Origin of the sequence: Aureisphaera galaxeae (genome assembly GCF_028561275.1) — a bacterium.
GTDB classification, from domain to species: Bacteria; Bacteroidota; Bacteroidia; order Flavobacteriales; family Flavobacteriaceae; genus Aureisphaera; species Aureisphaera galaxeae.
On record NZ_JAQQTF010000002.1, the window covers coordinates 772,282 to 795,615 of the forward strand.

Consider the following 23,334-nt stretch of genomic DNA (forward strand, 5'->3'; position numbering starts at 1 on the left):
ATCTAAAACTACAGATTGTATTGCTTTATTTTACGGTATAGGGTACGCTCGCTTATGCCCAACTCTTTGGCCGCATCTTTGCGCTTGCCGTCGTACTTTTCCAAGGATTTTTTAATGAGCTCCAATTCCTTTTCATGTAAAGAAAGATTCTCTTCTTCCTGAATTTCCTCGGCAAAATGATATTTGTCTTCTGCTACTTCTGCAACAGCGTTTTCGGATGTTTGCGATACAACTTCTACGTCATAGGACTGCGGGGTGTCTTCTTCCACGATTGAGGCCAATTGGGCTTCGTGATCGGTTTCTTGGGAATAGATTTTATTGATGAGCGATGCGTTATCTTCACGCACGGCGTCAGTATTTTCTCCCTTCATCAGTTCCATGGTAAGCTTCTTCAGGTCATTGATGTCCCGTTGCATATCGAACAGTACCTTGTACAGGATTTCCCGTTCGTTGCTAAAATCGCTTTCCGGTTTTTTAGTGTTGATCACCGCCGGAAGATTGCTGCCCACATCGGGCAGATAACTTTTCAAGGTTTCGTAAGAAATCGTTCTGTTCTGCTCCAACACCGAAACTTGTTCGGCCACATTTCGTAACTGGCGGATATTTCCGCCCCACTTGTATTGTAACAGCAGTTTCACGGCGGCATCCTCCAAACGGATGGTTGGCATTTTGTATTTCTGTGCGAAATCGGAAGCGAACTTTCGGAATAACAAGTGAATGTCTTCGTGTCTTTTCCGAAGCGGCGGTAAGGTAATTTCAACAGTGCTTAATCGATAGTATAGATCTTCCCTGAATTTCCCTTTTTCGATCGCCTCGGCCATATTTACATTGGTAGCGGCTACAATTCGCACATCGGTTTTCTGTGCTTTTGAAGATCCTACTTTCAGGAATTCCCCATTCTCCAAAACACGCAATAGGCGTACTTGGGTAGGCAAGGGGAGTTCTCCCACTTCATCTAGGAAAATGGTTCCGCCATCGGCCACTTCGAAATAACCACTACGCGTAGCGGTAGCTCCGGTAAAGGCTCCCTTTTCGTGACCGAAAAGTTCACTGTCTATGGTTCCTTCGGGAATCGCACCACAGTTTACAGCGATGTATTTTCCGTGCTTTCTATGGGAAAGGGAATGGATGATCTTGGGAATGCTTTCCTTCCCCACACCACTTTCCCCGGTAACTAAAACGGAAATATCGGTTGGGGCTACCTGAACGGCTTTTTCGACCGCGCGGTTCAATCCAGCGTCGTTCCCTATAATTCCAAAACGTTGTTTTACTGCTTGTACGTTTTCCATATGTTATTATTCGTAATTGAATTCTACATATCGCCTTGAAGGATATAAAGAATTTGCAGGCAATTGGTTACAGAAGACCTTCAAATTTTCTTCCTTAAAACCATTCCCATAGGATGCATTGGTGGAATAAACATTCCATACGCTCCAATTGGTTTGAAACACATCTGAAAATTGACCGGCAAAATTATATCTGCAAAGTCCATTTACAAAAGGTTCTGGTGCCATCCAAAAATTGAGGTACACATTATTGGAAGCTTCATGGAGTGGATTGCCTATTTCATTGGTGTAATTATAAGAATAACGATATCCTTCAAACAACTCTTGCAAATCGCCCGAGATAGGAAAATATCTAAATATCCTGCTTTCGGATGATCGTAATCTTCCAGAGCTTCCATACTCCATAAATTCTCTGGTGTAAATAAAAGTGCCTAGAGGGCTATCTTGCTCTTCCCTGTAACTCTCTCTTTTAAGAAGTTTTCCTTCATTGTCCAATTCCAAGCGTAGCCGAAAAATATCTTCGGGATAATCAAGGTCGATTCCAATAATTACATTTCCTTCGTATTGAAAGTTTATGATTTCAGAAAAGGTTTCGCCATCTACTTCATAAGCTCCCGTCATACTACTTATTTGATCTCCTTCGTATTCAAAACTGTAATTGTAAGTTCCGTCAGGGTAAATAAGCCAAGAATCGTTTAGGAAGCCAAAGGCAGAAACTAGTCTGCCGTTTGCATCATACTCGAATTCGGATACTACATTTTCTTCTTCGTCCAATAAGCGGTCAAATTGAGTTCCATCGCTTGTTAGCAAAAAAGTATTTATGGGGGTTCTGTCCGAGTTCGACGAGGTGATACGATAATTTAGGATAATTTCACCTTGGTCGGACAAGCAACTACCCTCATCGCTCGAATTGTCATCGCCTGAACAGCCAACGATCAGTAATAGCGTAATTAATATGAAAAAATAGTTGTTCAATTATTTACTTTTGAGTATCCCACGGCTTTTCCAATTAAAGTTGCACTGGTACAATCTTCAATCTTCACCATGACAAAGTCACCTACTTTGTAATGCTCTTTTGGGAATACAGCAACCGTGTTTTGTTGCGTACGGCCACTCCACTGAGCATCACTTTTTCGCGATTCTTTTTCAATGAGTACTTCGACCGTTTTCCCAACAAACTCCTGTGTTCTGTAGGCACTGTGTTTTTGCTGAAGGTCTACGATTTCCGTTAATCTTCTTTTTTTCACCTCTTCCGGAATGTTGTCCTCTAATTTCCTTGCGGCCATGGTTCCAGGTCGTTCGGAGTACATGAACATGAATCCGAAATCATACTTTACATATTCCATCAAAGAGAGGGTATCCTGATGGTCCTCTTCGGTTTCTGTTGGGAAACCAGTGATCATATCTTGGGAGATTCCGCAATCCGGGATGATCCTTTTTACAGTATCGATCAATTCGAAATATTCTTCCCGTGTATGTTGACGGTTCATTTCCTTAAGAATGCGGGTGCTTCCGCTTTGTACGGGAAGGTGAATGTAGTTGCAAATATTATCGTATTTGGCCATAGAGTGCAGCACATCCTCGGTCATATCCTGAGGATTGCTCGTAGAGAAACGAATCCTCATTTTGGGCTGTGCCTGTGCCACCAGTTCCAGTAATTGGGCAAAGTTGGTGGCAGTGGCTTTTTGCATTTCGGTAGCGTTTTTGAAGTCTTTCTTCAGTCCACCTCCATACCATAAATAACTATCTACATTTTGTCCTAAGAGGGTAATCTCCTTGTAACCTTTTGCAGCAAGGTCGTTTACTTCTTCAATAATACTTTTAGGGTCACGACTACGTTCGCGTCCACGGGTAAAAGGAACCACACAGAAGGTGCACATATTATCACATCCTCTGGTTATGCTTACGAAAGCAGTAACTCCGTTTCCTCCCAAACGAACAGGTGAAATATCCCCATAGGTTTCATCTTTGGAAAGAATGACATTTACGGCATCACGACCTTCTTCTACTTCTTTCAAAAGATTGGGGAGGTCCTTGTAGGCATCGGGGCCTACGACCATATCCACGATTTTCTCTTCTTCTAGAAACTTGCTTTTAAGACGCTCCGCCATACATCCCAGTACGCCCACCTTCATTTTGGGATTGATCTTCTTAACGGCATTGTACTTCTCTAGCCGTTTGCGAACCGTTTGTTCGGCCTTGTCTCGAATAGAGCAAGTGTTGACCAGAACCAAATCGGCTTCCTCCATTTGTTGGGTTGTATTAAAACCTTGTTCTGCCAAAATGGAAGCGACAATCTCACTGTCGCTAAAGTTCATTTGGCATCCGTAGCTTTCAATATATAATTTACGGGCATTGCCTTCTTTGGCTTCTAAAACCAAGGCTTCTCCCTGTTTGTTCTCGTCTATAACTTTTTCTTCCATAGTTTGTTTCCGTCCGTCTGCGATTATATAGCAATGAACATGCAAAGATAGGAATAAAATGAAGTTTATGACAAAGTGGCAGTTTTCTTTTTACTACATTTACGGGGTTAATTCGCTAACCAAAATAAATTCATTTATGGAACATCCTATTTTTAAGAAGATTGAAAATTCCAAACCTGCAGATTTCGGAGATATCTTTAGCAAAAGCTTCGAAATCTATAAAACCCACTTTACCGAAGGGCTGGTACATACCTTAATAAGTATCGGGGTTTCAATCCCATTACTTTTAATTGTTTATATCCCCGTATTGCCCCTTTATATTGAAATGATGCAGAATGCTGGGGATCCTTATTACACGCCCTCATTTTTGGATGAATATTCTTTGCCGGTAATACTAGGATGGTACCTTTTGGTTTTCTTAATGTCCTTTTTAATGCAAGCCATTAATTTCTCCATATACGGGCACCTTTTCAAAGTTCTTAAAAAGAAAGATTTTAATACCAACGAAGATGTAGGAGGATATTTCGATATCATTAAGAGACATTTCGGGAAGATGATTGTTTTGTCGTTGGCCTCTGCTGGTATCGCCATTTTGGCAACCCTAGCATGCTACATTCCATTGTTTTATGTGATTGTGCCTTTACATTGGATATTCCCAATTTTTATCTTCAATGAAGATTTGGGTGTTTCCGATATCATCAAGGCAGCGTTTAAATTCGCTAACAAGAACTGGCTTATGTTCGCACTGCTTGGAATTGTTTGTGGAATCTTAGGTTCCATTGGAATCATTGGCTGCTATATAGGTATTATATTCACCTATTTCTTCCCATATATGGCGACCTATGTAACCTATAGGGATTGCATTGGTTTTGACGATGTGGATGAAATATCGAGCATAGGTCAAACCGTTGAGGAATAAGTGCAATAGCACCTTCAAAAATTAAAAATTATAGAGCCGGAAGAACTTTTCTCCGGCTCTTTTTTTGGTGTTAAGGGAAGCTTAAATCTTGGGCCCTTTCCGAGCGTATTAAAAAAATCATATACTTTTGTACTCCAAATTTACGGACTATGGCAAAGAATTTAGTGATCGTGGAGTCGCCGGCAAAAGCCAAAACCATTGAAAAATTTCTAGGAAAGGATTTTAAGGTTACCTCTAGTTTTGGACATATTGCAGACCTGCCAGCAAAGGAGCTGGGAGTAGATGTTGAAGGAGGCTTTACACCTAAATATATAATATCGAGCGATAAGAAAAGCTTGGTGAAAGAATTAAAGGAACTAGCGAGCAAAGCCGAGATGGTTTGGTTGGCAAGTGATGAGGACCGGGAAGGGGAAGCCATTGCATGGCACTTGGCCGAGTCGTTGAAACTGGACAAGGAAAAAACCAGGCGAATCGTTTTTCATGAGATCACAAAATCGGCCATTCTTAAGGCGATTGAAAATCCAAGACAAATAGATTACAATTTGGTAAATGCTCAACAAGCCAGACGGGTATTGGATCGTTTGGTGGGGTATGAGCTGTCCCCTGTACTTTGGAGAAAAGTAAAGGGAGGACTGTCTGCCGGAAGGGTGCAGTCTGTTGCCGTACGATTGATCGTAGAGCGTGAACGTGAGATTGAGAAATTCAATCCTGTCGCTTCCTACCGTGTGGTAGCCGAATTCGTAAATGAGAACGGAAACAAATTCAAGGCGAAGCTTCCTAAAAATTTCACGACCGAAGAAGAGGCGAGAGCGTTCCTTCAAAAAAATATAGGTGCTTCCTATAAAGTGTCCGATCTGGTAAAAAAGCCAGCCAAGAAATCGCCAGCTCCGCCGTTTACTACTTCTACGTTGCAGCAGGAAGCTTCCAGAAAATTATATTTCTCGGTAAGTAAAACCATGACCATTGCTCAACGTTTGTATGAAGCGGGGTTAATTACTTATATGAGAACGGATAGTGTAAACCTTTCCGACGATGCACGTAATGCAGCCCAAGAGGAGATTGCCAATTCCTATGGAGCGAATTACAGTCAGCCAAGAAATTACAAAGGGAAGTCGAAAGGGGCGCAGGAAGCGCACGAAGCCATTCGTCCTACCGATATGTCTCGACATACTATTAGTGGTGATTACGACCAGGAGCGTTTGTATCATCTTATTTGGAAGCGTACGATCGCATCCCAAATGAGTGATGCCCAATTGGAGCGCACCAATGTGAAGATAGACATTTTGGGCTCCCAACCCGTAAGCGAGCAATTCGCTGCCAATGGAGAAATGATAAAATTTGATGGTTTCCTGAAAGTGTACTTGGAAGGGACCGATTTCGAAGAGGAAGAGCAAGACGGAATGCTGCCTAAGCTACAGGTAAATGATCCGCTTACAAATAATTACATTACCGCCACCCAGCGCTTTACGCGTCCACCATATCGTTATACGGAAGCAGCATTGGTTAAGCAGTTGGAGGAATTGGGAATAGGTAGACCGTCTACGTATGCACCAACTATTTCTACCATCGTTAATCGTAACTACGTTGAAAAAGGAACAGTAGAAGGAGTGGAGCGGCACTACGTCCAGCTTAAATTGGAAGATGGGCAAATGACCGATAAGAAATTGACCGAAACCATAGGAAGCGATAAAGGGAAAATGGTTCCCACCGACATCGGAATGATCGTGAACGATTTCTTAGTGGGTCATTTCGACGATATTTTAGACTATAACTTTACTGCTAAGGTAGAGGAGGATTTCGATGCCATTGCCGAAGGGAAGGAAGAATGGACGTCTATGATGAAGGATTTCTACGAGAAGTTCCATCCGCATGTAGAAGATGTTCAGGAAAATGCCGGACGCGAAAGTGGGGAACGTATTCTGGGAGAAGATCCCGAAACTGGAAAACCTGTTTTGGTCCGTTTAGGGAAATTTGGACCCATGGCTCAAATTGGTGGTCCAGAAGATGAGGATAAGAAATTTGCCAGTTTACGTCCAGACCAACAATTGCATTTGGTCACCTTCGAAGAAGTATTGGACTTGTTCAAGCTTCCTAAGACATTAGGAGTTTATGACGGACAAGAAGTAGAAGTGGCCAATGGACGCTATGGGCCTTACATTCGATTTGGTTCCAAGTTCATTTCCCTGCCTAAAGGAATGGATCCTTTGGATGTTTCTATGGATACGGCTGCTGGCTTAATAGAGGAAAAGAAAAAAGCAGATGCACCTATATATATGTATGAAGGATTGCCGGTGCAAAAAGGGAAGGGTAGATTCGGTCCTTTTATTAAATGGAACAATATGTTCATTAACGTGAACAAGAAATATGATTTCGACAATCTTTCCGATGCAGATATTATTCAGCTTATTGAAGACAAGAAGCAAAAGGAAATCGATAAGTTGATCAATGAGTGGCCCGAAGAAGGGATACGATTGGAAAAAGCCCGTTGGGGAAGATTCAATCTCATTAAAGGAAAAACCAAGGTAGAACTTCCTAAAACTACCAAGGCCGATAAGATGACGTTAGAGGAGGCTCAAGACTTATTAGAAAAAAACGCACCCAAGAAGAAAACCACACGTAAAAAGAAAGCGACCGCCAAGAAAAAATAAATGATAGAGTTTCTCTCCCCCGTCTCTAAAAAAGTAGTAGCCCATAGGGAAGTATTGCCCCTTGGTGTGCTAGGAAAGGAAATTGAGATTCATCATACCCAGGGAGCGCTTCCTTCTCTTAAAGGAGTTCGCTTTGCGATTGTCGGCGTTAGGGAAAATAGAAATGATACTAATTATATAGGAGGGGATATTTCTTTTGACTCTGTTCGGAAATCTTTGTATTCCCTATACCCTGGAAATTGGTCGTATCCTATAGTCGATCTTGGGGATATAGAAAAAGGGGCTACGGTAGAAGATACTTACTTTGCTTTTAAGACGGTTGTAGAAGCTGTACTTTCTAAAGGCATTATACCCATTGTGCTTGGGGGTAGTCAGGACTTATTGTATTCACATTATCGTTCTTACGATACCTATGGAAGGATGATCAATATGGTGAATGTGGATCATCGTTTCGATTTGGGGGATGCCGATCAGCCACTTTCCAACATTTCTTATGTAGGGAAGATCATTGTGGACAAGCCCTATAATCTTTTCAACTATAGTGTACTCGGATATCAGTCGTATGACAATCCGCCTGCGGAGATTGCATTGATGGAGAAATTGTACTTCGATGCGTATAGACTCGGGAAGGTTACGGGCGACATCACAGTGGTAGAGCCCATTATGCGCGATGCCGATGTTGTGGCTGTCGATGTATCGGCAATAAAAGCTTCAGAATTGAGTTATAATACTAGCGCAGGCCCCAATGGGTTCGATAGTCGGGAGATCTGTGCTATTGCCCGTTATGCAGGGATAAGTAATAAGGTATCGTCCTTCGGTTTGTACGAGCTTACCGATTTTGATACTTCAGAAAGTGCTTCCTTGTTGATCGCGCAGGTAATATGGTATTTCATAGAAGGAGTGAACTTCAGGATTGATGATGAGGATTTCGATGACGAGAAAAGTTATACTACTTATAAAGTACCCGTGGATGACGAGGTTTTAGTGTTCAAAAAGAGCAACAAAACGGGTCGTTGGTGGATAGAATTACCATTTATTTCAAATGTTAATAATAAATTAAAAAGACATACGTTATTACCTTGCACTTATGGCGAATATTTGAGTGCTACAAATCAGGAAATTCCTGAACGGTGGTATAAAGCCCGCCGGAAAAATGAAGTATAATCAAACAAACTAAGAAAAAGAGGTTTAAGGGTTTTTTGAAAAAATTGTTGTTTTTTTGAAATTTTATGGATAGGTTTACGCCCTTAAATCTTACTTAATTTAACCTAAATACCTATGAAGAAGTTAATTGCATTCACTGCGATGGTTGCCTTTTTGTTTAGTTGTAACTCTGGAGACAGAGGGGAACTTATTGGAGCAAAAGGTAAGAAATGGTACCCTCAAAAGCCTTACGGTATGACCCTTATCCCTGGTGGTTCATTCATCATGGGTAAAGCAGATGACGATTTTGTGGCAGTAAACGATGCTCCTACGAGAACTGTTACAGTGCGTTCCTTCTACATGGACGAAACTGAAATCACCAACTCTGAGTATAGACAATTCGTGAACTGGGTTCGCGATTCGACCGTTCGTTTAAAATTAGCGATCCTTGCCGATGAGGTGGGAGCTACTCCTGGAGACGGCGGTATTGGCGATTTTGCATTCGTTGACCAAGAGAATGAAGAAATGACCCCATACGAGCAATATATGTATGACAATTACTACGGTATGGGTGAAGATTTCTACGCGGGACGTAAAATCAACAACGATGTTGATCTTATCTGGGAAACTGGAGATTATCCAGACGAATACTACACTGAAGTAATGGACACCATGTACATTCCTGTAGAGGAGGCATACAATGGACAAAGAACTATCGATGTGTCCAAGTTGTTGTTCCAGTACACCCACATGGACATTCAAGCCGCTGCCCGTGCTAAGGGGCAGAGAAGAAAAGACTTCATTAAAAAAGATACAGTAGCTGTTTATCCAGATACTACAGTTTGGATCAAAGACTTTAACTACTCTTACAACGAGCCTATGCACAACGATTACTTCTGGCATGAGGCATACGGGGACTATCCTGTAGTAGGAGTAAGCTGGAAGCAAGCTAAGGCCTTCTGCGCATGGAGAACGCTTTACAAGAATGCTTACCAAAAATCAAGAAGCCGTCAATATGTAAACTCTTTCAGACTTCCTGGAGAAGCTGAGTGGGAGTATGCTGCGCGTGGCGGTCTAGAATCTGCAACATTCCCATGGGGAGGTCCTTATGCTAAAAACGATAGAGGATGTTTCATGGCGAACTTTAAACCACTTCGTGGAGACTACGCTGCAGATCAGGCATTGTATACGGTTGAGGCCGATGCATATGAGCCAAATGATTATAACCTTTATAATATGGCTGGAAACGTAAGTGAGTGGGTAGCTTCTTCTTACGATCCAGATTCTTACGAGTATTCCTCAACAATGAACCCGAACGTAAATGACGACTTGAACATGCGTAAGGTAGTTCGTGGAGGATCTTGGAAAGACGTAGCGTATTTCTTGCAAGTGAGCACGCGTGACTATGAATATGCGGATTCTGCAAGAAGTTACATTGGTTTCAGAACCGTACAGGATTACATGGGAACCGACGTTACGCTTAACAACAACTTCGGGGATGCCCGATAGTCCTACAAATAGCTGAATCTTAACCTAAATAGTAAAACTTAACTTAACTTAAAAATTGTATTATGGCACAGTCAAAATCATCTAAGAAATTATTTAACATGGCCTATGGTCTTGGAGCTTCTATTGTAATTTTAGGAGCCCTATTTAAGATCCTTCACTGGGAGCTTGGTCCCCTAAACGGAGGTCTTCTATTGGCCATTGGACTTATTACTGAAGCAATCATTTTCGCGATCTCTGCTTTCGAACCAGTAGACGACGATTTAGATTGGTCTTTAGTATATCCTGAATTAGCAGGTGGAAAGACAAAAGACAAGAAAGAGCAGCCTAAAGATCCTCAGGGAATCCTTTCCCAGAAATTGGATGAAATGTTGAAGGAGGCTAAAATTGATGGAGAATTAATGTCTAGTCTTGGTGAAAGCATCCGTTCTTTCGAAGGTGCTGCCAAGGGAATGGCTCCTACTGCAGAAGCTATGAACTCTACTAAGAAATACAGTGAAGAAATGGCATTGGCTGCTGCCCAAATGGAGTCTTTGAACAGTCTTTACAAAGTACAAGTAGAATCTACAAGCCGTCAAGCAGAAGTAAACGAGCAAGTAGTAGAAAACGCTGCTCAGTTGAAAGCTCAAATGGAACACTTAGCCAGCAACCTTTCTTCCTTGAATGGAGTATACGGAGGTATGTTGTCCGCAATGAACAGAAACTAATAGTTTCCTAACTGTAATTATTAATCTTTAAAAAGAGAAAAGATGGCAGGAGGTAAACTATCCCCGCGGCAAAAGATGATTAACCTAATGTATCTGGTTTTCATCGCAATGTTGGCATTAAACATGTCCAAAGAAGTATTATCTGCTTTCGGGCTGTTAAACGAGAAAATTGAAAAGGCTAATACCGATACAACGGCAAGAAACGTTGCATTTATGGAAAGCCTAGAAGTGAAAGCTTCAGAAGCGCCAGAACAGTATTCGGATTTATTAGGTAAAGCCAAAGAAGTAAGTACTGCTTCAGCAGAACTTGACAGCTTTTTGGAAACTCTTAAGAGTGAAGCAGTAAAAGGAATAGAAGATCCCACGGATTATGAAGTAATGGATAAGCCGGATTTCTTCGACAGACGTTTCTTCAATGCGGATAAGTACAAAAAAGAAGGTCAGGACTTTATCGATAAGATAGATAGCTATAGAACTAGTCTTACAACGATCATTGGTGATTCTCTATATCCAGATATTAGAAAATCTATAAATGATAATTTTTCAACTGAAAAAGTTACAAATAGAGACGGTAAAAAGGTAGACTGGCTGAGATATAATTATGAAGGATTCCCATTGGTGGCTTCACTTACTAAATTAACTCAGATTCAGGCCGATATTAAGAATACTAAGAATGAGCTACTTTCCAAAATGTTAGCTGGTAAAACAGCGGACATTGCTTCTTTCGATAAGTATACTACATTATTGGAGCAATCTAAGGGAGCTTATTACGCTGGTGAGTCTTTCGATGGTTCAATTGTTTTGGGTAGAAAAGATGCCGGAACAAGACCGAATGAAGTAAAACTTACGCTAGATGGAAGACCATTAACTGAAGATCAATATGAAATTCAAGATGGTAGAGTTGTGTTGAAAGTTAGTGCTGGTGGAGTAGGTGACCATGAAATTAAAGGTCAATTGATTTTCCTTCAAGATGGAGAAAAAATCCCTGTAGATGTAAACCAAAAGTTCACAACAATCAATCAGCCAAACAAAGCAACAATTTCAGCTACCAAGATGAACGTTGTTTATAGAGGTGTTGTTAACCCTATGACCATCGCTTTTGATGGAGCAAGGAATGTAAATGCAACAGCTCCTGGTCTAACAAGAAAGTCTGGAAGCTCTTATGAAATGCGTCCTGGTCAGGGTAGAGAGGTTACAATTAATGTAACTGCTACTTTACCTGATGGCTCTAAGAAATCGGATCAGCAAAATTTCCGTATCAAGGACATTCCACGCCCAGTAGGAACCATTCGTGGGGAAACTGGAGATGGAGGATGTGTGCGTATGCAGCGTCAAGGACTTGAGATTTCTAGTGTAGGTGCTATTTTGGAAGACTTCGACTTCGATCTTAACCTTAACGTAACAGGGTTTAAGTTCAAAGTTTCCGGTCAGCCAACAGTAGCCGTAAGCGGAAGAAAATTAGACGGACCTGCTAAGAATGCTTTGCGTAGAGCGAAGCGTGGTGAGACCGTTCAGATTTTCGATATCAACGCAAGAATTGCAAACAACTCTGGATACAAGTTGAAGAAGATCTCTCCAGTTTGTATTGAGTTAACAAACTAATAAAAGTAAAATTTCGATTTATGAATTTGAGACACGTTGTTTTAAGTGGAATTGGCCTCTTATTGGGTGTAAGTGCTACTGCACAGATTAACATCCTTAATGCTAAGACTCCCGATGAGATTGGGATTAAGACAGAAGCACAAATCGCTTACGATAACGACGAGCCGCTACCATACGGTTACGTAGATGAGCGTGATGTACTTTGGTCCAAAACCACTTGGGAGTATATAGATCTTGACGAGCGAGTGAATTTCCCATTATACTACCCTATCGATACCATGAATATCGGTTCCGAAAGGCGTTCACTTTATGACGTCTTGGTAAAGGGGATCAAAACAGGTGAGATTGAGCATGTGTATGCAGATTCTTATTTCACCGAGAAGAGAACCTTGGGCGATCTTGGAGCTTCCTTGGAATATGTAGATACCACAGATTTGGGTATCGAGCAGTTCAATGCCGAAGGAATAGTAGATCCAGAATATATTCGTCGCTTCTCGTTAGATGCTGGAGATATTCAGGCATGGAAAGTAAGAGGTTATTGGTACTTGGATAAGCGACAGGGAGAATTGAGATACCGTATGTTGGGTCTTTGTCCTGTAGCTAACGAAGCGCGTTCTAAAGCCTTCGACGATGAAAGTATTGATGCTTCTGTAGATTTGTTCTGGGTATGGTTCCCATCGGCAAGAAATGTTTTGCACAATGCAAAAGCTTTCAACCGTAAGAATACTTCTCAGCCCATCTCCTACGATCACCTTCTTAATTCCAGAAGGTTCCACGGAGTGGTGTACAAAGAAGATAACGTTCAGGGAGACCGTAGCGTTTCAGACTACATCAACGATAATGCTTTGATGCAGTTATTGGAATCGGATCGAATTAAAGAACAAATTCGTAACATCGAAATAGATATGTGGAACTATTAATAGTTTCTATTAGATGATATATTTGCCCTCCATTGCGTAGCTTTGGAGGGTTTTTTTATGAAAGAGGTTGAATTTTTGGTCGTAGGGCTCGGAATTGCGGGCATTTCTTTCTGTGAACGACTCCTACGTTCACAAAAGGATTTTGTGGCCTTAGACGGCCCTAAAATGGCTGCTACGCAAGTTGCGGGGGGAATTGTAAATCCCGTAGTGCTTAAAAGGGTGACTGCAGTATGGAACGCGACTTCCTTTTTAGAAGAAGCCCTTCCGTTTTATGATGCCATTGGCAAACGATTGAAAACCGATTTCTATAAGGAAACCGAAATCCTGAGGATATTTGCTGGCGCCGAAGAACAGAACGAATGGTTGGTGGCAAGTGGTTCCCAAAAGCTTGCTAGTTTTATCGATCCGGAAATCAAAAGCAATCCTTACGAAGGATTGAAAGCACCCAACGGATTGGGTGAAGTGAAGAAAGCCCTTCAATTAAATACCAACCTTTTACTCGATGCGTATCGTTCTCATGTAAGTAATGCAGGAAAGTTCATTTCAGAGGCATTTCAATACGATCGCCTAACAGAACAAGAAGATGGATGGGTATACGGGGATGTGAAAGCCAAGTACGTTGTTTTCGCGGAAGGGGCTTCCGTAGTTCAGAATCCGTTTTTCAATGTGGATGCAGTTATTCCCAAGAAAGGGGAGTACATAACGATCAAGGCAGATACCCTTCAAATAGATAAAGTGATTAAAGGTCCATTTTTCGTTATTCCATTGGGAGATGACCTTTACAAGATAGGGGCGACTTTTGCCCATGGCGATACTTCGCATGAAACTACCGAAAAGGGCAGAGAGCAACTTCTTTCAGCAGTAAATAAAATGATCGATGGTCCTTTTAAGCTGGTAGCACAAGAGGTCGGAATGCGTCCTACGGTAAAAGACAGGAAACCCTTATTAGGGAGTGTATCCAATAACAGGATTTATTTCTTCAATGGATTGGGCACACGCGGGTTGCTAATGGCTCCCTTGTTGTCCCAAATGTTATGGAATCATATTGAAAATGAACTTCCTTTACCTGCCGAAGTGGATATTAGGAGGTTTTCTTCCGATCGAACTTAAAGAAGAAATTAATCCAAATATTTCTGGAAATTCGCAATATTACAGGCAAGAAAACCACAAGAGTTCCTATAATGGCTAAAAAAGACTGTGTGGGATTTAAATTCAAGAAAACATAGGCAATAACAAAGGCAGCTACTCCAAAAGCGATACCAACCCCATAGCTTACGTACATGGCGCCATAGAAAAAGGAAGGTTCTATTTTAAACTTGGTGTTGCAATGGGAGCAACGCTCATTCATTTTCAGGGTTTGCGAGGGGTTATAGGCATTGGAAGTTTCATACATTTTGCCCTCATGACAAACGGGACATTTTCCAGTAAAGATGCTGTAAATCTTAGTGCCTTTTAAGAATGACATAGGCCGTTTTTTTGGTACTGCAAAATTAAGCATCTTTGCACAAATTATATGTTGAAGGAATGCTAAACATTCATAACATATCGGTTTCTTTTCAAGGGGAATATTTGTTCCAGGGAATTACCTTTATGCTTACGCCAGGTGATCGCGTGGGATTGGTAGGTAAAAACGGAGCTGGTAAATCGACCTTGCTTCGCATTATCTCTGGTGAACAGGAATATGACGAAGGCGCTATTGCTACCGATAAGGAGATTTCCATTGGATTTTTGAAACAGGATATCGACTTCGTAAAGGGACGTACGGTATTGGAAGAATCCTACGAGGCCTTTACCCAAATCAAGGAATTGGAGCAGCAACTCGAAGGTATCAATACCCAATTGGCCGAGCGTACCGATTATGAAAGTGAGTCGTACAATCAGTTACTGGTAGATTTAAATGAAATCCAGCATCAATACGAGATCCACGGTGGGTATAACTATCAAGGTGAGACAGAGCGTATCCTTCAGGGATTGGGTTTTCAGCGGGAAGATTTCAATAAAGTCACCGATACCTTTTCTGGGGGATGGCGCATGCGAATAGAATTAGCCAAGTTGTTACTTCAAAATCACGATATTTTACTATTGGATGAACCTACCAACCACTTGGACATTGAATCCATTTTATGGTTGGAGGACTTTCTGAAATCCTATCCCGGAGCGGTAATGCTGGTTTCGCACGATAGGATGTTCTTGGACAATGTAACCAATAGAACCATTGAAATTTCCTTGGGAAAAATCTACGATTACCCGAAGCCCTATTCCAAATACCTTCAGTTGAGAAGTGAACTGAGGGAACAGCAATTGGCGACCCAAAAGAACCAACAAAAACATATCGAACATACCGAGAAGCTTATTGAGAAGTTCCGTGCCAAGGCCAGTAAGGCAACCATGGCACAATCGCTTATCAAGAAATTGGATAGGATGGAACGGATTGAAGTGGATGAGGATGACAACGCCGTAATGAGCCTTCGTTTCCCTGTTTCGGTGACGCCTGGAAAAGTAGTGGTCACTGCCGAAAATGCCTCAAAGAACTACGGGGAAAAGGAAGTGCTTAGAAATATAGATCTGTTAGTAGAGCGGGATAGCAAGATTGCTTTTGTAGGGCAAAATGGACAGGGTAAATCCACTTTGGCCAAGATGATTGTTGGCGAAATAGCCTATGAAGGTGATGTACAGTTAGGTCACAATGTTCAGATCGGGTATTTTGCCCAGAATCAGGCAGATTATTTGGATGGCTCCAAAACCGTAGAGGACACTATGCTGGATGCCGCCGATGAAAAAACGCGCCCAAGGGTACGTGACATTTTGGGGGCCTTCTTATTCCGTGGGGAAGAAGTAGATAAGTATGTTCGCGTGCTTTCGGGAGGGGAACGAAACCGACTGGCTTTGGCCAAATTATTATTGCAGCCTTTTAATGTGTTGGTCATGGATGAGCCTACCAATCATTTGGATATTAAATCCAAGAATGTGTTGAAAGAGGCCCTGAAGAATTTTCAAGGGACTTTGGTAGTGGTTTCTCACGATAGGGACTTCTTGCAAGGACTTACGAATAGGGTGTATGAATTCAAGGACAGAAAGATTAAGGAATATCTTGGGGATATCGATTATTTTTTGGAACAGCGTAATTTACAGAACCTGCGGGAAGCGGAAAAGCGGACCCAAACCGAAAAGAAGGAAGAGAAGCCCAAAGAGACTGGTGGGAAACTAAGTTACGAGCAACAAAAGAAATTGAAGTCCTTGAACAATAGATTGAGCAAGGTGGAGGCGTCCATCAGTCAATTGGAAAAGGAGATCAAGGAAATTGATGTGGAGCTTTCCATCAATTATGAAGAGACCATTGCACAACCCAATTTCTTCGATGATTATCAAGCCAAGAAGAAACAATTGGACGAATTCATGTTGCAGTGGGAGGAAATTACCGAAGCGATTGAAGCGCAATCTTAGTTATGTTAGAGCATTTCTTTCAATGTCCGCATTGTTGGGAGGAGATTTCCATGTTATTGGATCCTTCTGTGAGCACTTCTTATATTGAAGACTGTGAGGTCTGCTGCAATCCCATACAGATAATTACGGGATTTAGGGATGGCGAATTGGAGAATTTTCGTGCAGAAAGTATTCAGCAGTAATTTTTATCTTTGATCCTAGCAAACCTTAACAAACTTTTCCGTGTTTTTAAACTTCGATCTGGGCGATGACGTCGTAGGTTATATTGTGGATGGCGTTATGGACGCCGCTTCCATAGAATATTTGCGCGATGAGATTCTAAAGCGTTTGGAGCGGCATGAAACCATTAGTGTTTACTTGGAAGATGGTGGTGTAAAGCGTTTTTCCCTTAAATCCATGGTTATTACTACCTTGTTTCCGCACAGGCATAGGGGAAGGATCCGGAAAGCGGCCATGGTTACGGATCGATCTTGGATCCACTTCATTTGTTGGTTGAATAATTTTCTGGTCTCTACGAAGATTAAGAATTTCAAGATTAAAGACCGTTTAAAGGCGATGGACTGGATTGCGGAGGAATTGTAATCTGCAGATATTCAATAGTTTTCGATAAACCACATTTCCTCTTGGGCAAATAGCCCGTAAGAATTGTATCGCAACCCTATTTTATTTGTACCTTTTGGGTAATAAAAATCCCCATGAAGTTCTCAGGCTTTAGTTTTGCACAAGATACGATTGGCTATATCATCGATGGTAAGATGGATACCGTGGCTATTAATGCATTGCGTGCACAGATATTGGAAAAGTTTGAGGAGCATGATAAGATCAATTTGTATTTAGAGGATTCGGGGATAGAAAGCTTCACATTGAATGCGGTTTTTATTGCAACGCTTTTCCCGATAGAGCATGCAAAACGCTTCCATAAGATTGCTTTGGTGACCAATAGAAGGTGGATTCATATGTTGGGGAATCTGGATACGCTTATCGCAAAGGTTAATATTCGGAATTTTACGACGGAAGAGCGTATGAACGCCATGGCTTGGATAGCCAGGCGGGAAGAATAATCATTTCTTAAAATTTATTTTACTTACTCTTGCGGCATTTAAAACTCTGTTGTATCTTTGCCGTCCACATCGCGGGATAGAGCAGTAGGTAGCTCGTCGGGCTCATAACCCGAAGGTCGCTGGTTCGAGTCCAGCTCCCGCTACTACGAAAACCGGTTGAGAAATCAACCGGTTTTTTTGTGGCTGGAAGTCAGTGTTTATGCTTTGGTCTTAATAATAAAAGCGATAAGACCCTATCTTTCGTATAATGTAAAATACTTTGTTTGTTTTATAGAAGTGCTATTATTTCCTATCTAATCTTCGAAATGAAATTTATAGGATCCCTTTATTGATTTGATATTTTGTCAATTTTTTTCAGATGATATTCTACATCTTGTAGTATGTTTTGAATTTCAATGTCATTTAAAGACATATTAGTCTTTCCCTCTTTATATGATTCATAAATGCGGCTGCCAATTTCTTTGAAACAGTTGTTAATTGCACTTTTATGTTTATTAATGGCTACCATGTCCTTACCTTTGCCAAATGCGTTGGAAGTAGAATCCGTTACTTTTTTCAGTACTTTTTTCCAATTGCTCATTTTGTGTTTCTTTTAAATTATACTAATAGGGTGATTTTGTGTTCAATCTTGCAAACAGTTTGCTTACTAAATAATTGGACAGTCCTATTAAAAAACCAAAAAGGCCAAAAGTGATCATTCGTAAGGTCCATCCGGATGAAAAACCAATACTGTCAAAAACAATAAACAGCAATGAACTTATAAACCCGCCCAATAAACTGCCTACTAAGACAATGCGTTTAACGCCAGGTCTTTTATCTACCCTGCCAATGGTTATGCCTATAAAAAGCCCCAAAAGCGTCCATCCTAGAATTCGTTTTGTATGTCCTAGTTTTATGGAGTTATCTTTTTCTGAATTAACCTGCGTAATACCCCCTCCCTGATTTTTCGCAATTTGTTTAAACACATTTGTGAGGTTTGTTATATCGTCTGCAGGGAAGAATTTACCATTGCTGTTTGAAGCGATTTGCCTAAGGAGATGCTCATCATATCCATTTCCCACACCAATGGTGTTAATATCTATCTGTGGGTTCTGTACCACCAGATTTACTACCTCATTTGCATTGTTGGGCAGTCCGTCGGAAACCAGGATAAATGTTGCTTTTTGCCTATCGAATTGAGGTAGTAGCCCATAAGCCAATTGCAATCCCTGAGACATATTGGTCCCACCACTGGCCCATAAACTGCTTACTTTATTAAGGACCATTTCATAATTACCAGTAGGGTCGTTTATTATTCTTGCTGAACTATTGAATGAGACTACTGCAATTTGATCATTGCTTTTGGAGCACGTTAAGAGTTGAAGGTACTCCTCAACAGAAGATTTTAACTCCCTCATAGGCCTCCCGCTCATGCTACTGGAGTTGTCCAGTATTAAAACAATGTGATCGGTTATTTCATCATTGTTGCACTGGATCTCCTCTTTCGCAAATTTTGTAAACATTAGTTTTATAAGTAATGCCCCAACTAAGGGAATAATATATGTTCTGTAATTTTTGAGATAAGGCAGAAAAAGTTTCGGTTTTATAAAGTGTATTCCCTGTTCACATAACACTGCTAAGACAATTCCCAATGCCAATGAATAAAACAGCATAAAGTCTCGAAAGTAGCCATACGAGTCATTCCATGGTTCCAGAACTACCCAACCTACTAGCGCACCTAGGGTGGGTAAGACAATAAATCTTATTTTTTTGTTCATACTATTTCATTTACTTCGTTTCGATTTTGGTTTCTTTGATAGCGAATCCATGCTTTTCTGCTAATTCGTATGCCAATTCCCAAGGCACGGTCATTTCGTCCTCCTTTCTATCGCTTGTTAGCTGTTTTATCAACGATCTATTATCCATAGTCAGTGGTATTTCTATACTCTTAAATGTTAGAATTCCATTTTCATCCAATTCAAAAACAGCGACGTAAGCCATTTGTACTTCGCCGATGTATTTTCTAGGGACTTTGTTGTTTAAAACCCCTAAATATGTATTGTTATTAGGGTTGTTGTCTTCGCCCCTAAAAACACTCATGATGACCTTTTCCTGCATTAAAGAACCATCTGAATATCCAATAATGGCAGACTTGCAAGGGTAGTTTGTATTCCTGGGGATGATGGGTGCAAAAAATAGGTCGTTTATAGAGTCCACCATATCGATTCCCAGGGAGTGCGATACGGCATCTTTAATGACTACTTCTTCGGTAGTTAGTTGATTATTACCATCAGGTCCTGCAGTAGGAAAGATGTCTTTAGTGCTTCCATCATTAGTAGGGGTCATTAAGTTATTGCAAAGGATAGCTGCTCCTTCAGCAACACAGGTGTCCATATTATCAGATAAATAGGGTTTTCTAAAATGTACTTCAATGACTTCTTGAACCAGCGGGTGTTTGCATGAACCGCCTACCAGTACGAACCGATTAATATCTTCTTTGGTCAAGTTAGCTTGGTTAATAACATCGTTGGTTTTGGAAACAATTTCGTCAAGGTGTCCCTGAATCAGTTCTTTAAATTGGTCTCGGGTGAACTTATCGATTTCGATGCTTATGCTCGGAACAAGTTCAGAGATGAATATCGATTCGCTTTTAGCTGTGGCCAAAGCTATTTTTACCCGTTCTGCCTCTTCTTTTAGTTTTTGTTGGGCTACTGGATCTTTTTCCAGCGATTTTCCAAATTGTTCCTTGATGTGGTCATTTAAAAATTTTACAATGGCCAAATCAAAATCATCTCCTCCCAATTGATGGTTACCATCCACAGCCTTTACCGTAAAGTCATTATTAATGACTTCTAATATCGACACATCAAAAGTACCTCCCCCCAAATCAACAACCAGTATGGTCTGGTCTTTCTCTTTGTTAAGTCCGTAACTAATGGCTGCTGCTGTAGGTTCTGGTAAAAGCCTGAGGACATTAAACCCTGCTTGTTTGGCAGCTTCCATGGTTTGTTCCCTTTGGTTTTCTTCAAAATAAGCCGGGATAGTAATCACTACATCATCGATATCCTCTGCTTGCTCTTTTAAATACATAAGGATGATCCTTGCAGCATCTACGGCAGAGTATTTTGTACCTTCAATTTCTTTTTCCCAATCCGAACCCATATTTCTTTTTGTAGAACTCAAGCATTGGCTTGAGTTAATTAAAAGGCGGTTTTTGGCAGATTTACCGACTATAGTTTCCCCGTTGTTTATGTATATCACTGAGGGAACGGTTTGGGATCCTTCTATGTTCAAAATTTTTCTGTCACCTCTCGAGTATTCACAAATAACCGAATTTGTGGTTCCAAGGTCTATTCCTATGGCTTTCATATTTTTAAGTTTTGGTGTTATTAAATGTTCTTACGTTTTATACAATACTTTTGGAAGATTTTCGTAATGGTCATTACCATCAAAATTCGTAATGATTGCTACTTTGGTGAGATCGTAAATGATTCCAGAATCGAGTTGTTCGATTTCAGGACCAAAATGATAAATCAGGGAACTGTCTTGTGCCATTTCGTATTCCCCTTCTTTGAAAGTGTCGCGAAATAGGGAAGGCATCGATATAGACACCCCAACGTTTTTTAAAGAATCGATTACCCGCTCATATATAGTTTTTAATATCTGGAGATCAATCCCTTCTTTTTGCATTTTATAGGCAACGGTAGTGGCTTTACTATAGGCGTATAAAATGCATAATGTGTTAATTTCCAGTTTAAAAGAAGAAATGAATTTTTGGTAGAAATCTTGTTTTTTCAATTCCCTAAACATGACTCCTTTGGTTAGGCCGAGGCGTTGTGCTAACAGTCCGTCTTCTTTGGTGTCCATGCATATTTCGTGTGCCAATGCAAATCCCCGCTTCCCTGTTCTACCGAATATCAGGGTTTCAACTTTCTTGGCGAATATTGATTCTGGAACATTGATAGTATTCGTTAGTTTTTTAAGATCTATTAGCGTTGCTTTAAGACCCTCTGTGAATTCATAAACAAAAGCAGGGTATTTCGCGTGGAATTTTGATACGATTTCCGATAGCTCTTTTTTAAAGGTTGAGAGATCATTTGTAGCCTTTAAAACACCAGGGCTTCCCTCTTTTTTTCTCAGGATCTGATAAATTTCATCTATGACCTTTGCTTTTTCCCTTTCGAACCTTACGGTATTAATATCTGCACTCGAACTAATCTGTAGACTGGATAACTCCTTGATAAAGTTCACATGATTTTTAATCATAAAAGATTCTGTGACTTCTATTTCGCGGAAACCTTCTTTAAAGGGTTGCATCTGTTTTTTTTCCTGTTTCAGGTTTTCGAACTTTTTGAGAACATTAGTCAATGGGATTTGAAAATCATTTTCAGAACAAGGAATGTTTAAAGCATTACATAAATCTTGGACAGCTTTTTTATTGCGATTTAGCTGGATTTTGTCTGAGCTTTTACCGTCAGAATCAAGAAAACTATCTTTGCTTTTAGAAAGAGAAATAACCTCCCGTTGTTCCTCTAAGAATGACTTCCATTCCCCAAAAATTTTTGGGAGTTTGGTTTCTTCGTTTCCTTGAGGTAGTTTGTTTTCAATTGCGAGGTGCTTTTTAACTGTTTTGATGGAAGGCCTTCTGAATATGAACTGGAAAAAGTAATAATCAAGAAGGATCAACAACAATAGGAAGATAGGGTTTAAGTAACCTACATTGGATTTGTAAAATGTTGAAATGTTCGAAAAGAAAGTAGGTTTGGATTTTGGTTCGAAGAAAACAGCTTTTACAACTATTTTTTGATTGAAATTGTTTCCAACGGTAATTCCAATTGTGGTATCCAATGAGTGGGTTTCTTCTGGGCTTAGGTTATTAATTGCTCTTTGTGTTTTGTCTATGTTTGGTTCGTCTGGAATGGAGTCCTTTTTGGGATGTAACTGTAAGACAAAGTCTTGTTTTGAAAGAGGCAAAATCTTGGTGGTGTCTATAATGGGTTGGATACTTCCCCAATTGTAGTTGGCAAATTCGTTTCCTTTTATGTAATTGAGACTAATAGTGTCTTTGGATGGATTAACAAGGATGAATGTTTTTTGAACTGTTTTGTCAATTTGTAGGCTGTCGAATGAAAAGGAAACAGTTTTAGAAACGGTATCAAGATCCTTAATCATAAAAAGAGTGTTATCGTATCTGTTTATTTTTGTGGTATCTATTTTAAAAGCTTCGGTGATACTTTCGTGTTTATAGGATAAAAAGATGGGGTTTTTTCCATCCATAGTATAGATAGACAGGGTTCCATACTTTCTTTTTGCGTTTACATCAAACTTTAATTCAAATTCTCTACTAAGTAAGAAGCTTTTGTTTTTGGTGTACGGCACCGAATCTCTATAAAGACCATAGGAATTGTTCAGTTTTAAAGAGTTCTGGCCTTCTTTATCAACACTGATGATTTTAATGAATTCTGGATTCGAATTCTTTATAATTACAAATCGTGTGTTTTGGTCGTAGGAGCATACTTTAAATGTAGTTGTTGGATTGTCTTCCGTTATTGTTGGGTATTGGCGGTTTACAGAATTATTATTTTTGTGTGGTTCGACACTATTTGAATCTATAATTCTAATGGGACCATTATTCTGGGCAATACAAAATGCTGTAAGGCAAAGTAACAGGGTTGTAATGATAATCTTCATGTCAT

General features: G+C 40.4%; 20 protein-coding genes and 1 tRNA gene. 13 read left to right on the forward strand and 8 right to left on the reverse strand.

Features of this window, described 5'->3' with window-relative positions; genetic code table 11:
• Window positions 1-8: 8 nt before the first annotated feature.
• Genes POV27_RS03375 through miaB form a run of 3 tightly spaced genes read right to left on the reverse strand, consistent with a single transcriptional unit; the run spans window position 9 to window position 3,709 of the window.
• Window positions 9-1,289 carry a sigma-54 interaction domain-containing protein gene (locus tag POV27_RS03375; RefSeq protein WP_272861316.1) on the reverse strand — a complete coding sequence of 427 codons (1,281 nt, stop codon included), beginning with the start codon at window positions 1,287-1,289 and terminating at the stop codon, window positions 9-11.
• 6 nt (window positions 1,290-1,295) lie between these two features.
• On the reverse strand, window positions 1,296-2,261 hold the full coding sequence (locus POV27_RS03380; RefSeq protein ID WP_272861317.1) for a hypothetical protein: 966 nt from the start codon (window positions 2,259-2,261) through the stop codon (window positions 1,296-1,298).
• Complete coding sequence (gene miaB, locus POV27_RS03385) at window positions 2,258-3,709, reverse strand: tRNA (N6-isopentenyl adenosine(37)-C2)-methylthiotransferase MiaB (RefSeq protein ID WP_272861318.1); 1,452 nt, start codon at window positions 3,707-3,709, stop codon at window positions 2,258-2,260. The genes POV27_RS03380 and miaB overlap by 4 nt, the downstream gene beginning before the upstream one ends.
• 136 nt (window positions 3,710-3,845) lie before the next feature.
• On the opposite strand from miaB, the gene POV27_RS03390 reads away from it, so the two are divergent.
• The 8 genes from POV27_RS03390 (at window position 3,846) to POV27_RS03425 (ending at window position 14,264) form a co-directional block, all read left to right on the forward strand.
• On the forward strand, window positions 3,846-4,628 hold the full coding sequence (locus POV27_RS03390; protein WP_272861319.1) for a hypothetical protein: 783 nt from the start codon (window positions 3,846-3,848) through the stop codon (window positions 4,626-4,628).
• A gap of 149 nt (window positions 4,629-4,777) precedes the next feature.
• Window positions 4,778-7,276, forward strand: a complete 2,499-nt coding sequence (gene topA, locus POV27_RS03395; RefSeq protein WP_272861320.1) for a type I DNA topoisomerase — start codon at window positions 4,778-4,780, stop codon at window positions 7,274-7,276.
• A complete protein-coding gene (locus tag POV27_RS03400; RefSeq protein ID WP_272861321.1) occupies window positions 7,277-8,440 on the forward strand; it encodes a formimidoylglutamase in 1,164 nt (387 codons plus the stop codon).
• A 114-nt stretch (window positions 8,441-8,554) separates the two neighbouring features.
• On the forward strand, window positions 8,555-9,928 hold the full coding sequence (gene porK / locus POV27_RS03405) for a T9SS ring complex lipoprotein PorK/GldK (protein WP_272861322.1): 1,374 nt from the start codon (window positions 8,555-8,557) through the stop codon (window positions 9,926-9,928).
• A gap of 62 nt (window positions 9,929-9,990) precedes the next feature.
• Complete coding sequence (gene porL / locus POV27_RS03410; RefSeq protein ID WP_272861323.1) at window positions 9,991-10,632, forward strand: type IX secretion system motor protein PorL/GldL; 642 nt, start codon at window positions 9,991-9,993, stop codon at window positions 10,630-10,632.
• 42 nt (window positions 10,633-10,674) lie between these two features.
• Window positions 10,675-12,234 (forward strand): type IX secretion system motor protein PorM/GldM, encoded by a 1,560-nt coding sequence (gene porM, locus POV27_RS03415; RefSeq protein WP_272861324.1) that lies wholly within the window; start codon window positions 10,675-10,677, stop codon window positions 12,232-12,234.
• Between the two features lie 20 nt (window positions 12,235-12,254).
• Window positions 12,255-13,154 (forward strand): type IX secretion system ring subunit PorN/GldN, encoded by a 900-nt coding sequence (gene porN, locus POV27_RS03420; protein WP_272861325.1) that lies wholly within the window; start codon window positions 12,255-12,257, stop codon window positions 13,152-13,154.
• A gap of 57 nt (window positions 13,155-13,211) precedes the next feature.
• Entirely contained in the window at window positions 13,212-14,264 is a 1,053-nt protein-coding gene (locus POV27_RS03425) for an NAD(P)/FAD-dependent oxidoreductase (RefSeq protein WP_272861326.1), read from the forward strand.
• Here the strand turns inward: POV27_RS03425 and POV27_RS03430 are convergent.
• Window positions 14,236-14,619: a DUF983 domain-containing protein gene (locus POV27_RS03430; protein ID WP_272861327.1), complete on the reverse strand. Its 384-nt coding sequence runs from the start codon at window positions 14,617-14,619 to the stop codon at window positions 14,236-14,238. The two genes, POV27_RS03425 and POV27_RS03430, sit on opposite strands and share 29 nt — an antisense overlap.
• Before the next feature lie 59 nt (window positions 14,620-14,678).
• Between POV27_RS03430 and POV27_RS03435 the strand changes: the two genes are divergently transcribed.
• From POV27_RS03435 to POV27_RS03455, 5 genes are all read left to right on the forward strand, one after another.
• Window positions 14,679-16,598, forward strand: coding sequence for an ABC-F family ATP-binding cassette domain-containing protein (locus POV27_RS03435; protein WP_272861595.1), 1,920 nt, complete (start codon window positions 14,679-14,681; stop codon window positions 16,596-16,598).
• Window positions 16,599-16,600: 2 nt separating this feature from the next.
• The gene (locus tag POV27_RS03440; RefSeq protein ID WP_272861328.1) at window positions 16,601-16,780 is read left to right on the forward strand and encodes a zinc ribbon domain-containing protein; all 180 of its coding nucleotides are present in this window, start codon (window positions 16,601-16,603) and stop codon (window positions 16,778-16,780) included.
• A gap of 40 nt (window positions 16,781-16,820) precedes the next feature.
• A complete protein-coding gene (locus tag POV27_RS03445; protein ID WP_272861329.1) occupies window positions 16,821-17,180 on the forward strand; it encodes a SpoIIAA family protein in 360 nt (119 codons plus the stop codon).
• 113 nt (window positions 17,181-17,293) lie between these two features.
• Window positions 17,294-17,659 carry a SpoIIAA family protein gene (locus tag POV27_RS03450; protein ID WP_272861330.1) on the forward strand — a complete coding sequence of 122 codons (366 nt, stop codon included), beginning with the start codon at window positions 17,294-17,296 and terminating at the stop codon, window positions 17,657-17,659.
• A 70-nt stretch (window positions 17,660-17,729) separates the two neighbouring features.
• Window positions 17,730-17,802 (forward strand) — tRNA-Met (locus POV27_RS03455).
• Between the two features lie 182 nt (window positions 17,803-17,984).
• Here POV27_RS03455 and POV27_RS03460 read toward each other — a convergent pair.
• From POV27_RS03460 to POV27_RS03475, 4 genes are all read right to left on the reverse strand, one after another.
• On the reverse strand, window positions 17,985-18,239 hold the full coding sequence (locus tag POV27_RS03460; RefSeq protein ID WP_272861331.1) for a hypothetical protein: 255 nt from the start codon (window positions 18,237-18,239) through the stop codon (window positions 17,985-17,987).
• 22 nt (window positions 18,240-18,261) lie between these two features.
• A complete protein-coding gene (locus POV27_RS03465) occupies window positions 18,262-19,161 on the reverse strand; it encodes a vWA domain-containing protein (RefSeq protein WP_272861332.1) in 900 nt (299 codons plus the stop codon).
• A gap of 265 nt (window positions 19,162-19,426) precedes the next feature.
• Window positions 19,427-21,007 carry an Hsp70 family protein gene (locus POV27_RS03470; protein ID WP_272861333.1) on the reverse strand — a complete coding sequence of 527 codons (1,581 nt, stop codon included), beginning with the start codon at window positions 21,005-21,007 and terminating at the stop codon, window positions 19,427-19,429.
• Window positions 21,008-21,037: 30 nt separating this feature from the next.
• Window positions 21,038-23,329, reverse strand: a complete 2,292-nt coding sequence (locus tag POV27_RS03475; RefSeq protein WP_272861334.1) for a hypothetical protein — start codon at window positions 23,327-23,329, stop codon at window positions 21,038-21,040.
• Between the last annotated feature and the right edge of the window lie 5 nt (window positions 23,330-23,334).